The sequence below is a fragment of the Streptacidiphilus pinicola genome (assembly GCF_003258295.1).
Taxonomy (GTDB): Bacteria; Actinomycetota; Actinomycetes; order Streptomycetales; family Streptomycetaceae; genus Streptacidiphilus; species Streptacidiphilus pinicola.
This window is the reverse complement of sequence record NZ_QKYN01000185.1, coordinates 1-12,075: the sequence shown is the minus strand read 5'-3', so window position 1 is coordinate 12,075 and position 12,075 is coordinate 1. Positions and strand designations below refer to the sequence as shown.

At 71.9% G+C, this 12,075-nt stretch carries 13 protein-coding genes; 3 read left to right on the top strand and 10 right to left on the bottom strand.

Annotated elements, in window-relative coordinates; all coding sequences use genetic code 11:
• Positions 1 to 23: 23 nt before the first annotated feature.
• Positions 24 to 1,061 (bottom strand): cytochrome c oxidase assembly protein, encoded by a 1,038-nt coding sequence (locus DN069_RS35170; protein ID WP_111507312.1) that lies wholly within the window; start codon positions 1,059 to 1,061, stop codon positions 24 to 26.
• 149 nt (positions 1,062 to 1,210) lie between these two features.
• On the opposite strand from DN069_RS35170, the gene DN069_RS35165 reads away from it, so the two are divergent.
• A complete protein-coding gene (locus DN069_RS35165) occupies positions 1,211 to 2,038 on the top strand; it encodes an exodeoxyribonuclease III (protein WP_111507311.1) in 828 nt (275 codons plus the stop codon).
• A 29-nt stretch (positions 2,039 to 2,067) separates the two neighbouring features.
• Here DN069_RS35165 and DN069_RS35160 read toward each other — a convergent pair whose 3' ends face one another.
• Positions 2,068 to 2,448 (bottom strand): helix-turn-helix domain-containing protein, encoded by a 381-nt coding sequence (locus tag DN069_RS35160; RefSeq protein WP_111507310.1) that lies wholly within the window; start codon positions 2,446 to 2,448, stop codon positions 2,068 to 2,070.
• 143 nt (positions 2,449 to 2,591) lie between these two features.
• On the opposite strand from DN069_RS35160, the gene DN069_RS35155 reads away from it, so the two are divergent.
• Positions 2,592 to 3,044: a nuclear transport factor 2 family protein gene (locus DN069_RS35155; protein WP_111507309.1), complete on the top strand. Its 453-nt coding sequence runs from the start codon at positions 2,592 to 2,594 to the stop codon at positions 3,042 to 3,044.
• A gap of 21 nt (positions 3,045 to 3,065) precedes the next feature.
• Here DN069_RS35155 and DN069_RS35150 read toward each other — a convergent pair whose 3' ends face one another.
• The 8 genes from DN069_RS35150 to DN069_RS35115 form a co-directional block, all read right to left on the bottom strand.
• Positions 3,066 to 3,470 (bottom strand): hypothetical protein, encoded by a 405-nt coding sequence (locus tag DN069_RS35150; protein WP_111507308.1) that lies wholly within the window; start codon positions 3,468 to 3,470, stop codon positions 3,066 to 3,068.
• 136 nt (positions 3,471 to 3,606) lie between these two features.
• Complete coding sequence (locus tag DN069_RS35145) at positions 3,607 to 4,485, bottom strand: sterol desaturase family protein (RefSeq protein WP_111507307.1); 879 nt, start codon at positions 4,483 to 4,485, stop codon at positions 3,607 to 3,609.
• Positions 4,486 to 4,529: 44 nt separating this feature from the next.
• Complete coding sequence (locus DN069_RS35140; protein WP_111507306.1) at positions 4,530 to 5,279, bottom strand: hypothetical protein; 750 nt, start codon at positions 5,277 to 5,279, stop codon at positions 4,530 to 4,532.
• A 232-nt stretch (positions 5,280 to 5,511) separates the two neighbouring features.
• Positions 5,512 to 6,774, bottom strand: coding sequence for an amidohydrolase family protein (locus DN069_RS35135; RefSeq protein ID WP_243640185.1), 1,263 nt, complete (start codon positions 6,772 to 6,774; stop codon positions 5,512 to 5,514).
• Positions 6,771 to 8,081, bottom strand: a complete 1,311-nt coding sequence (locus DN069_RS35130) for an amidohydrolase family protein (protein ID WP_111507305.1) — start codon at positions 8,079 to 8,081, stop codon at positions 6,771 to 6,773. The genes DN069_RS35135 and DN069_RS35130 overlap by 4 nt, the downstream gene beginning before the upstream one ends.
• 36 nt (positions 8,082 to 8,117) lie before the next feature.
• The gene (locus DN069_RS35125) at positions 8,118 to 9,005 is read right to left on the bottom strand and encodes an SDR family NAD(P)-dependent oxidoreductase (RefSeq protein ID WP_111507304.1); all 888 of its coding nucleotides are present in this window, start codon (positions 9,003 to 9,005) and stop codon (positions 8,118 to 8,120) included.
• 2 nt (positions 9,006 to 9,007) lie between these two features.
• Complete coding sequence (locus tag DN069_RS35120; protein WP_111507303.1) at positions 9,008 to 9,817, bottom strand: acetoacetate decarboxylase family protein; 810 nt, start codon at positions 9,815 to 9,817, stop codon at positions 9,008 to 9,010.
• Positions 9,818 to 9,911: 94 nt separating this feature from the next.
• Positions 9,912 to 10,838 (bottom strand): DMT family transporter, encoded by a 927-nt coding sequence (locus tag DN069_RS35115; protein ID WP_111507302.1) that lies wholly within the window; start codon positions 10,836 to 10,838, stop codon positions 9,912 to 9,914.
• Between DN069_RS35115 and DN069_RS35110 the strand changes: the two genes are divergently transcribed.
• A partial coding sequence (locus DN069_RS35110; protein WP_111507355.1) for an aminotransferase-like domain-containing protein occupies positions 10,837 to 12,075 on the top strand: 1,239 nt, incomplete at its 3' end. The two genes, DN069_RS35115 and DN069_RS35110, sit on opposite strands and share 2 nt — an antisense overlap.

Genomic DNA, 12,075 nt, shown 5'->3' with positions numbered 1-12,075 from the left:
GCCGGCGGCCGCGGATGCGGACGCTACGCCTTCTCGCCGCCGCCGAAGCGGTGGGCCAGGTTCGGGTCGTCGAGCCACCAGGGGCGGAGCATCTCCGGGTCGTCGTCCGTCGCGGTGACCAGCGGAGCGCCTTCGGGGGCGGTGGCCTTGGCGGAGGCGGCGGCCTCGCGTTGGCGGGCGATCTGGGCGTCGATGGCGGCGTCGACCGCCGCCGTCTCGGCGCGGCCCTTGACCATCCAGCGGCGGACCAGCGCGGCGATGAAGGGGAGGCCGGCCATGTCGCCCAGCGCCCAGAGCGTGCAGCCGCCCCAGACCTGATCCTGCCGGACCGAGGGGCCCCAGGGGCGGTTCAGTGCGTCGTAGTAGTGCTCGGCGATGGTCGTGTGACCGTAGACCAGCAGGATGCCGAGGCCCGCGTCGAAGACCACCTCGGCCATGGTGATGAAGAGGCCGACCAGCTGCGGGTACTCGTGCGCGACCGGGTCGATCTGCAGGCGCGGCCAGAAGTAGGACAGGCCCAGCACCACCAGGACCACGTGCAGGCCCATGTTCCAGCTCTGGCTGGTGAGCGTGTGCTCGTAGAGCGGCGTGAAGTAGAGCAGCCACGGCGGCAGCATCAGCAGCGCGGTCGAGACGGCGGGGAACATCAGGATCCGGGACGGCCAGCTGCGCAGCACCTTCAGCAGGCGCTCGCGGCCGCGCTCGCTCACCGCGTCCGCGAGGAGGGAGACCGGGCCGCCCATGCCGAGCAGCAGCGGGACGATCATCAGCAGTGTGACGACCTGCGCCGCGCGGTCGGTGAACAGGATCCGCTCGTAGACGCCGACGCCGGACATCGTCGACCAGACCCACAGGGCCAGGCCGCCGAACCACGCGGCGGTGCGGCCGACGGGCCACTTGCCGTCCTTGGCGCGGACGCGGACCAGGCCGAGCGCGTAGAGCGCGGCCAGGACGACGGAGACCGCGAGGACCACCGGCTCGAGCTGCCAGCTGGTGACCAGGTCCGACCACTGCCAGGCCGGGGGACCGCTGTAGCCCGCCGCGAGTGTCGTTCCCGCCATGCTCCTCGCCTGCCTCTGCCCGTGCTCGCTCGTCCCGCGCCTTCTCCGGCGCAGACCATCATGACGGACGGTGGACGAAGCGGACGCACCGACCCCCCGAAGGTGTGAGGGACACGTCGCTGTCGGTGGTGGGCGGTAGGTTGGGGCGCATGACGGTTCGCATCGCCACCTGGAACATCAACTCCGTGAACGCCCGGCTGGAGAAGCTGCTGGAGTGGCTCCGCTCCGCGCAGCCGGACGTGCTGTGCCTGCAGGAGCTGAAGTCCACCACGGACGCCTTCCCCTTCGAGGCCGTCCGCGAGCTCGGCTACGAGACCGCCGCGCACGGCACCGGCCGGTGGAACGGCGTGGCGATCCTCTCCAAGATCGGGCTGGCGGACGTCGTCCGCGATCTTCCCGGCCAGCCGGGCTACCTCGACCCGGCCACCGCCGACGAGGGCACGCTGCTGCCGGCCGAGCCGGAGATCGAGCCGCGCGCCGTCGCGGCGACCTGCGGGCCGGTGCGCGTCTGGTCGGTCTACGTGCCGAACGGGCGCGAGGTCGGGCACGCCCACTACGCGTACAAGCTGGACTGGCTCTCCACCCTGCGCGACGCGGTGGTCGCCGACGCGGCGGGCGAGCGTCCCTTCGCCGTCCTCGGCGACTTCAACATCGCGCCGACGGACACCGACGTCTGGGACGTCGCCAAGTTCGAGGGCGCCACGCACGTGACGGAGGCGGAGCGCGCCGCGTTGGCGGATCTGCAGGCGGCCGGTCTGGCCGACGTCTTCCCGCGCCCGCTCAAGTACGACCACCCCTACACCTACTGGGACTACCGCCAGCTGAGCTTCCCGAAGAACTACGGGATAAGGATCGACCTGGTCTACGGCAACAAGCCGTTCACCGAGGCCGTCTCCGACTCCTACGTGGACCGCGAGGCCCGCAAGGGCAAGGGCACCTCCGACCACGCCCCGGTCGTGGTCGACCTCGCGCTGTGACCTGAGCGGCCGGCGGTGACGGCCTGGGCTCACGTGCCCGCGTGCGTGGTCAACAGTCGGGTGTCCGCGGCTGCTCGTTCTCCCTGCCGCCAGGCGCCGGGGGGTTCGCCGTGGTGGCGGCGGAAGGCCGCGGCGAAGGCGAAGGGCGAGCTGTAGCCGACGGCGTCGGCAACCTGGGGCAGCGTCAGGTCGTCGGCGCGCAGGTCGCCCAGTCGCGGGTCCGCCGCCGCCCGGTACCAGCGCGGCGCGGTCGTACTGCGGCGGAATTCGCTGCGGATGGTCAGCACGAGGAGCAGGTCCAGCAGGCGGTCGAGCACCAGCTGTTGGGCGGGCTCAGTGCGGACCAGCTCGCGCGAGAGCATGGTGATCACCTCTCGCAGGGGGTCGTCGTCGGCCGAGGAGAGGGTCATGACCTGGGGCAGTGCGGCCAGCAGTCCGGCGCTGGCAACGGCTCCACGCCCACCGGCGACGTCGAGAAGGTCACCGGCAGGCCTGCGACGACCTTCCGGGCGTTCGCCGAGCGCAACACCCACGTGTGGACGACGGAGGCAGCATGAGCAAGACAGTCAGTGACGACACGCCCCTGGTCGGGGCGGACAGTCCGTTCTTCCGCATCATCCAGCGAGGTCTGGACGGCCTGGTCGACGGCGAGGACTACTACGACCTGCTCGCCGACGACGTGGTCTTCGAGTTCGTGATCACCGTGCCCGGGTACCCCCGCCGGGTCGAGGGGAAGCAGGCGGTCGTCGAGCTGTACCGCGACTACGGCGACTACGTCGCGCTGCACAGCGCGGACAAACTCCGCGTCCACCGGGACCCGGCGACCTCGGTCGTCGTCCTGGAGTACGAGGTCCACGGCACCTCGGTCCCGACGGGGCGCCCCTACGACAACCGGTTCGTCTCCGTGGTGACCGTCGAGGACGGCAAGGTCACGCACTGGCGCGACTACCTCGACCCCATCGCGGTGTTCGACGCGCAGGGATGGCCACAGCGCAGTCGCGGATGATCCGCCTGTCCATCGGCAGGTTCAGAGGCAGTGGGGCACGCCGGGCACGTTGTGGAACGCCGCCGCGTAGTCCACATACGGTGCGAAGGTGTAGGCAGCCCCCGTGTAGATGTCCCCGCCGCCGTTGATGTGCACCTGCGCGGTGCGGTACCACACGTCGCCGGCACTGCCGACGTTCGCCCCGACCACCCAGCAGGTCGCCACGATGTAGTCGCCCGGCGAGAGGGTGAGATTGCCGTTGACCTTTCCGGATCCCGGATCGGCGGCGGTGTAGACGCCCACGTGGTCGCTGGTGCGCAGCTGGATCGTCGTCGGACGGTCGCCGTAGTTGTTCGGGTTCGGGTCGGCGGACGCCTGCGAGGTCACGCCGAGGACGGACGCCCCGGTCAGGGCGAGCGCGGCCAGTGACTTGATTGCACGACTCATAGTGCTTGTTCCCCCGAGATTCTTGGGCCCGCGAGTGCGGGTGGTGGAGCCTTTGTTCGCTGGCACAGAGCAGCTTGCCCGTCCACGATCATCCGGGGAACGACGTTCACCCGACGTTCCCCTGACACTCCGTCGATCACACGGCGGCCTCGACGCTCCCGGTTGTCGCTGTGGTGGTGTCGAGTGGCGTCGGCGTCCAGCCGGGGCCGCGGAAGAGGTAGCCGAGGCGGGCTCGCCAGCTCTGGGCCGTGGCCAGGTCGTGGCCGATGGACGCGTACTCGTGGGTGGCGACGCGCAGCGGGTTGAAGCTGGAGATGTTCTTCGTCAGCCCGTAGACCGGCCGCTCGGTCTCGGCGGTGAAGGTGCGGAAGAGCCGGTCCCAGACGATCAGGATGCCGCCGAAGTTCCGGTCCAGATAGCCGCCCTGGGAGGCGTGGTGGACCCGGTGGTGGGAGGGGGTGTTGAGGACGGCCTCGATCGGGCGGCCGAGCCGGTCGATCCGCTCGGTGTGGATCCAGAACTGGTAGACCAGGCTGACCGAGCCGCAGAAGGCCACGGCGGCGGGGGAGATGCCGAGCAGCACCATCGGCAGGTAGAAGACGCCGAAGCTGAGGTCCGTCCACGGCTGCCGCAGGGCCGTGGAGAGGTTGTAGTGCCGGCTGGAGTGGTGCACCACGTGCTGCGCCCACAACAGCCGCACCCGGTGGTTGCTCCGGTGCGACCAGTAGTAGCAGAAGTCCTGGAGCAGCAGCATGAGCGGGACCGTCGCCCAGTGGACGCCGATCCGCAGCGGCGTCAGCGAGTAGGCGAGGCCGTAGAGGGTGACGGTCGGGATCTTCCAGAGCAGGTTGGTGAAAAGGCTGCCCAACCCCATGCTCAGGCTGGTCGCCGTGTCCCTGCCCGCGTATCCGACCTCCTCCTCGTCCGGGTGGATCAGGAACGAGACCAGTTCCACCACGGTGAGCAGGATGAACGCGGGTATGGACCAGAGCACGGGGTCGGGCAGGTTCGGCATGGCCAGCAGCGTAGGCGCGCGGGAACGCGTCGGCTAGGGGCCCGTCAGAGGGACGAGCACTCGCCGAGCTTGGTGCCGTTGACGGAGTTCGGGATGTGCGGTCCGTCGCCGAACTGCGCCTCCGGGCTGTTGCCGTAGCACCCCAGGTCGCCGTTGGCGTGGTTGGCCGCGACCTCGTTCCCGTCCGGGTCCGCGGTGCTGTTGTCGGAGACGAGGATGTTCGTGCCGACGTGGTTGCGTTCCATGCCCATCCAGCAGGAACGCAGTCCGCTGGAGGTGATGTAGCCGCCGACCCAGTTGTCCTCGAAGGCGTCGTAGGCCGGCGTTTTGCCCAGCCTGGTGATGGCACTCACCTGCGACGAGGGCGCGCAGTTGAGACCCGGCCCGTCGTTCAACGTGGTGATGTCGCCCTTGACGGTGTCGCTGTGGAGGATCACCGCCGTGGAGTAGGCGCTGTTGATGTTGCCGTCCACCTCGTCGGTGGTGGGCGAGGCGCAGTTGGTCTCCGAGTTGCAGCCGAGGCCGAGCACGGCGTCGCGGCCCACCTGAAGGTTCCCCTTGACGTGCACCTTTGCCGTGCTGACGGCGTCGAGGGTCGAGCCCGGGGTGACGTACAGCTGCGTCTCGACGGTGACGGACGCGCCGTCGGGGACGTGGCAGGTGCCGTGGACGACGACCTCGTAGTAGTCGCCGGAGGCCAGCATGCCGCCGCTGCACTCCGTGACGGTGCGATGGCTGGCATGGGCGGTGGGCGCGACGGCGAAGGCGAGGGCGGAGGCGGCGGCGAGGGCCACGGGGGCCGACCGAACAAAGCTACGGAACAACGTCGTTCTCCTCGAAGAGCCCCCCTGGATGACTGACGCGAGTCACGCTAGGGGAGCTGAGGGACCGTCGCCACGCAGTCAGGGGGTTGGTGACGCTCCGTGAGTGCGGAAGCCCGGCGGGGACCGGCCCCGCGCCTTCCGGTTTCACCCGGACGGCGCGCGGCCGGTCGCGTCCCGGTGCGGGCCCGTCAGCCCGGTCGCCTCACCAGACCCGCACGGACGAGCCCTTGGCGAAGACCGGGCTGGTCGCGCCGACGGGGGGCTCCGCAAGGGGCCGGGCCACGTCCGCCACCAGCGGGCCGACCTTCGCCGCGATCGGGTCCAGCGCCCCAAGGTCGAAGCCGTAGACGCGGGCGGCGTTGCCGCCGACCATCGCGGCCACCTCGTCGTACGGGACGTCGGCGAAGGATGTCCGCAGCGCCTCGATGGTGAACGGGTAGGTGCCCTCGTCGTGCGGGAAGTCGCTGCCCCACATGATCTTGTCGAGGCCGATGCGGTCGCGCAGCAGCACCTCGTGGGCGCGCATGAAGCTCGCGCCGACGAAGCAGTTGCGCTCCCACGCCGCGCGCGGCCCCTCGCCCATCAGCTCGGCCAGGCCCGCGCCGAACTTCGACTCCGCCGTGGCCGCCCGTGTCGCCGCGCCGACCAGGCGCTGGTGGTAGTAGTCCAGCATGTCGAGCACGCCCGGGATCCAGCCCGAACCCTGCTCGGTGAGGACCAGCTTGAGCCCCGGGTGCCGGTGGAAGACCCCGGCGAAGGCGAGGTGCCACAGGGCCCGGTGCGAGAACCAGGTGGTCTCCACCATGAAGACCGCCCGCGCGGCCGGTTCCTCGCCCAGGACCGGGCTCGCCGATCCCGCGTGGTGGTTGACCGGCACGCCCAGCTCCGCGCAGACCGCCCACAGCGGCTCGTAGACGCTCGACCAGAGCTCCGGCACGGGCGCCCCGGGCGGCGCGCCCGGCAGCACCAGTCCGCCCGTCAGCCCGGCCGCGTGACAGCGGCGCACTTCGGCCACGGCGGCGTCCACGTCGTTGAGCAGGATTTGGAAGGTCCCCGCCCGCCGCCCCGGCGCCCGGGAGCAGAAGTCCTCCATCCAGCGGTTGTGCGCCTGCAGCCCCGCCCAACGCAGCTCGAACTCCTCGGCCGTGGGCTGCACGGCGCTCAGCGAGGCGCTGGGGAAGAACGGCGGCACGGTGTTGGGGAAGACGACCTCGGCGACGATGCCGTCCTCCTCCAGTTCGGCCACCCGCCGGTCGGAGTCCCAGTTGCGGGTGGCCTCCGGGGCCAGCAGGTCGGCGAAGGGGTGGACGAACGCGGCGGCCCAGGCGTCGAAGGCCTCGTGGTGACGGCTCGGCAGATAGGGGCGGTAGTCGAGCAGGTCCGCGCCGGCATGGCAGTCGGCGGAGACGACGGTGTATCTCTCGGGCGTCTCGTCGGGAATGCTCACAGCGTTCGGGGTGCTCACAGCGTCGTCCCCTCCGTCGGCGCGGCGGTGCCGATGAACGGGAAGTCGTGGCCCGTCAGCCAGTGGCGGCCCACCTCCCGCGCCGGCGCCCAGGCAGCCTCGACGGCCCGCTGGTCCTCCGGCTGCCCGAGGTCCGCCGGACGCGGGCCGATCCGCTCGGCGATCGGCGCCAGCTTGTCAGTGTCGAAGCCGAAGACATCCGCGCAGTTGAGGCCGAGCATGCGGCGGGTCTCGTCGATCGGGATGTCGTGGAAGGTGGTCGCCATCCACTGCCGGGTGTTGGGCCACGTGCCCTCGGGGTGCGGGTAGTCGCTGCCCCAGCAGATCGTGCCGACGCCGATCTCGTAACGGTGGGCCAGCTCGCGCCGCTTGGTGTTGGTCGCGGCGATGAAGCAGTTGCGGTCCACGTACGAACTCGGCGGCATGGTCAGCTCGCTGAACGGCGAGAGCTTCTTGCCGCCGTGCGCACCGAGGTAGAGCCGGTCCATGAACCACAGCAGGTTCGGCAGCCACCAGCACCCGGACTCGGCGACGCCGAAGCGCAGGCCGGGGAACCGCTCGAACACCCCGGACCAGAGCAGGAACCAGAGCGGCCGGGCCGGCCAGAAGGTCACCTCGGTGACGTAGATACCGAGGTGGTCCCCGTACTCGTGGCGCGGGGCCGCGCCCGAGTGCGTGACCACCGGCATCCGCAGCTCCTCGCAGACCGCCCAGACCGGGTCGTAACGACGGTCGTGGTACGGCTCCTTGTCCACCCACATCGAGGGGATCATCACCGCGCCGAGCCCGTCCGCGTGCGCGCGCCGCACCTCCGCGACGACGAGCTCCGGCTCCGCCGTGATCGGCAGCAGGGCGACGCCACAGCGTCGCTCCGGACTCCCCCCGGAGCGGATGAACTCCGCGAGCCACCGGTTGTGCGCGCGGGCCCCCGCCATCCCGAGCACGGGATCCTGGTCCCCGCTCAGACCGAGGCCCACGCCGAAGGGCGCGGCGGTCCGCGAGTCGACGGCGTCGGCGTCCGGGAACACGACCTCGGCGGCGACGCCGTCCCCGTCCAGCTCCTTGTCCCGCTGGGCGGCGTCCCAGCCGCCGCGCAGCCCCTCCTCGTGGTCCTCGAACCACTTGCGCGCGAAGGCTTCGTTCCTGACACCGAGCCGCGTCGCCTCCTGCCGCCGCGCCTCGGCCTGCGCGAGGAACTCGTCGAACGCCCGGTGCTGGGCCGCCTCCAGGTACGGCCGGTACTCCTCGGTCGGCAGACCGGCGTGGCAGTCGGAGGAGACGACGAGATACGGATCTTCGTAGGACATTCTTTCCCTCCTTTCGTTGCCATCCCCCTCATGGGGCTACTCGTCGAGAATGAACCGTTCGAGGTAGCCGGGGTTTTCCCGGTCGAGCATGGACTGCGACCGTGCGCGGATCTGGCGGTCACTGTGTTCGCTCGGCGGCAGCAGCCAGAAGCGGTTCGCGCGGATGCCCTCGGCCACGAAGTCCGCGACCTCCTCCACCGGCGTGAACTCCACCTTCTGGCCCGCCGCGTCCATCGCCGCTTCCCACTGCGCGAGCGACCGGTACGGACTGCGGCGCGGCCGCTCCTTCGCGAAGCGGTCGGGGCGGTTGCGGTGGGACTCCCACAGGCCGGTGCGGAGCATGTGCGGGCCGGGGAAGAGGACGGAGGCGCCGATCGGCGCGCCCTCGGCGCGGAGGTGGGCGTAGAGGGACTCGGACATGGTGACCACCGCGGACTTGGTGACCGCGTAGACGGACGCCGTCGGCAGCGGGGCGATTCCGCCGTCGCCGGAGGAGGTGTTGACGACGTGGCCGGGCTCACCGGCCGCCAGCATGCGCGGCAGGAAGGCCTGGACGCCGTGGAAGACGCCCCAGACGTTGACCGCGAAGGCCCACTTCCAGTCGTTCGGCTCGTGTTCCCACATGCGGCCCTCGGCGCCCGAGCCGACGCCCGCGTTGTTGCACAGCACGTGGACCGCGCCGTAGGCGCGGTACGCGGCTTCCGCCAACTCCTCGACGCTGTCCCGCTCGGAGACGTCCGTCAACTGCCCGACGGCATCCACGCCCCGCTCGCGCAGGCCGGCGACGGCCTGGTCCAGGGCCGCCTCCTCGACGTCCGCGAGAACCACCCTCAGCCCGTCGGCGGCGAAGCGCCGCGCCATCGCCAGGCCGATGCCACTGGCCGCGCCCGTGACGACGGCGACCTGTCCCTGCGTCAGTTCCACGCTCAGGCCCCCTGCGCCGAGGTCGGCGGCGTGACCGAGTCGAGGACCTGGGCCGGGTCGTCGTAGCGCTGGTGCACGAACGGCAACAGCGCCTCCGCGCTCACCCGCTCGACGACGCGGCCGCGCTGGTCGGAGGTCTTCTCGCCGACGGTGATCTCCAGCAGCCGCCGTACCGGCAGGTCCGCGACCGGGTCGAAGGCCGACTCGCGCAGGATCACCTCGCCGGTCACCGCCTCCAGCCTGCGGACGCGTTCCAGGCGGGTGCAGTACACCAGGACCGGGTCGAGGTCGAAGCCCTCGCCGTCCACGGCGGGCAGGAACTTGAAGTAGAAGTCCACCTTCTCCGCGGGCTCCGGCGCCGGCAGTTCGCCGCTCGCCCGCCCCCGGACCTCGACGAAGTCCACGCCGTGGCGGCCCAGCCGGGCGGTGACCGCGTCGCCGTCGCGGACGACGGACACCTCGCCCAGCTTCTTCGGCTCGCCGAAGACCTCGCGGCCGCCGATCAGCGCCCGCTCGGTGGTCATCGGCATCACCAACGGGTACCAGCCCGCCTGGACCCCGTGCTGCGCGGCCACGGCGAAGGAGCCGGCGCCCAATGGGCTGCCGAAGATGTCGACCTGACTGATGTTCACCCGCACCAGCGGTCGCTCCGCGGGCTTCAGTGGCGCGGGCAGCACCTGGGCGACCGCGTCGGGGTCGCTCTCCCACACGGCGACCACTCCGGTGGACCAGATGTCCGGCAGGACCGAACGGGCCTGCTTGGCCGCGCGGATCTCCTCGTCGGTGCGCGGGCCGTAGCGTACGCGTGCCATGGCGTGCCGTCCCTTCGCTCGGGTTCGCGTGTTTGCTCTGTAACGGTGTTACTTACTCCGAACCTCGCGAAGGGTGAAGAGATATGACGATGATTCAGCTTCGCGCCGCCGAACGCTGGGTGGCGGCGATGCAGACGAGGACGAGGAGGGCGGCGACGGGCGCCGCGGCGGGGATGCGCTCGTGGAGCAACAGGGCCGCCCAGAGCAGGTTGAGCAGTGGCTGCGCGAGCTGCAGCTGTGCGGCGCGCTGCACGCCGATCAGGGCCATCCCCTGGTACCAGGGGATGTAGCTGACGAACTGCGACAGGCCCAGGAAGACCACCCCGGTCAGTGCCACGGCTCCGAGACGCACCGGTTCCCCGTGCAGCGCCAGGGCCGCCATGGTCGCGGTCACGGGCAGCACGGCGACCAGTGCCCAGGCGATCACCTGCCAGCCCGGCATCTCGCGCGCCAGCCGGCCGCCCTCGGCGTAGCCGGCGGAGCAGACCAGCAGCGCGGCGAAGAGATAGAGGTCCGCGCCGCTCGGCGCGCCGCCGTGCTCCAGCAGCGTGAAGCCGACCACCGTCGCCGCGCCGACGACGGCCGCGGCCCAGAACGCGCGGGGCTGGCGGCTGCGGGTGCGCACGGCGGAGTAGCAGGAGGTCGCGAGCGGCATCAGGCCGATGACGACGGCCGAGTGCGCGGTGGTGGCCGTGCGCAGCGCGAGCGTGGTGAGGGCGGGGAAGCCGACGACGCAGCCGAGGCCGACGGTGAGCAACCCGGCCCAGTGCCGGCGCTCGGGCCGGGGCGCCCGGCGCAGCGCGAGGCAGGCCGCGGCGACGAGTGCGGCGAGCGCACCGCGTACGCCGACCGTGCTCCAGGGGCCGAAGCCGCGGAGCGACCACTCCGTCGCCGCGAAGGAGAGCGAGAACAGGCCGACCCCGGATCCCGCCCACAGCATGCCCCGTCCTGCGCCGCGGCCGTCGCCACCGCGGTCGACCGCTATCGGTCGGGGAAGAGTAGCGCTATCGTGTGTCTTCATGAATGACGGTAGCAGTGTCGCCGAGTTGGTGGAAAGCCTGCGCCAGGAGTGGGAGCGCTATCCGAGTGGGGAGAAGCTGCCGTCCAGTCGGGCGCTGATGGAGCGGTACCGGGTGAGCCCGGTGACGGTCTCCCGGGTGATCGGGGCGCTCGCGGCGGAGGGGCTGGTCGTGAGCCGTCCCGGTGCCGGGGTCTTCCGGGCCGAGCGGCCCGCCCCGCGCGCGGACGGCGGGGACCTGTCCTGGCAGGAGGTCACCCTCGGCGCCCACGACGCGCTCGCCGCGCCGCGTGCGGACGCGAGCGGACTGCTGGCCACGCTGAGCGTGCCGCCGGTCGACGTCGTGGACCTCAACAGCGGCTATTCGCACGCCTCGCTGCAGCCCGAACGCGCCCTCGCCGACGCGCTCGCCCGCGCGGCGCGGCGTCCCGAGGCGTGGAGCCGCCCGCCGGTGGAGGGCCTGCCGGAACTGCGCTCCTGGTTCGCCCGCGAGGTGGGCGGCCCGGAGGCGGTCCTGTCGACGGCGGACGTGCTGATCACGGCGGGCGGCCAGAGCGCGCTGACGACCGCGCTGCGCGCGCTCGCGCCGGCGGGTGCGCCGGTGCTGGTCGAGTCCCCGACCTACCCAGGGATCCTCGCCGTCGCCCGCGCGGCGGGCCTGCGCCCGTTCCCCGTCCCCGTCGACGCCGACGGGCTGCGCACGGATCTCCTCGCCGACGCGTTCGCCGTGACCGGCGCCCGGCTGCTGGTCTGCCAGCCACTCTTCCAGAACCCCACGGGCGCGACGCTCGCCCCGGGCCGGCGCGCCGAGGTGCTCCGACTGGCCCGCGCGGCGGGCGCGTTCGTCGTCGAGGACGACTACGCCCGGCTCCTCGCCCACGCTGACGCGCCGCGGCTGCCGCGGCCGCTGGCCGCGGACGACCCCGACGGCGTCGTGGTCCACGTCCGCTCGCTCACCAAGGCCGCCTCCCCGAACCTGCGCATCGCCGCGCTGACCGCGCGTGGCCCCGCGTTCGAGCGCCTGCGCGCCACGCAGGCCGTGGACAGCTTCTTCGTGCCCCGAGCCCTGCAGGAGGCCACCCTCGCGCTGGTCTCCTCCCCGGCCTGGTCCCGTCATCTGCGGGCGCTCGCCGCAGCGTTGGCCGAGCGCCGGATCGCCCTCGGCGCGGCCCTGGCGCGTCACCTGCCGGACCTGCCACCCCACCCCCTCGCCCCGGGCGGGAGGCGGAGCCAGCCGAGG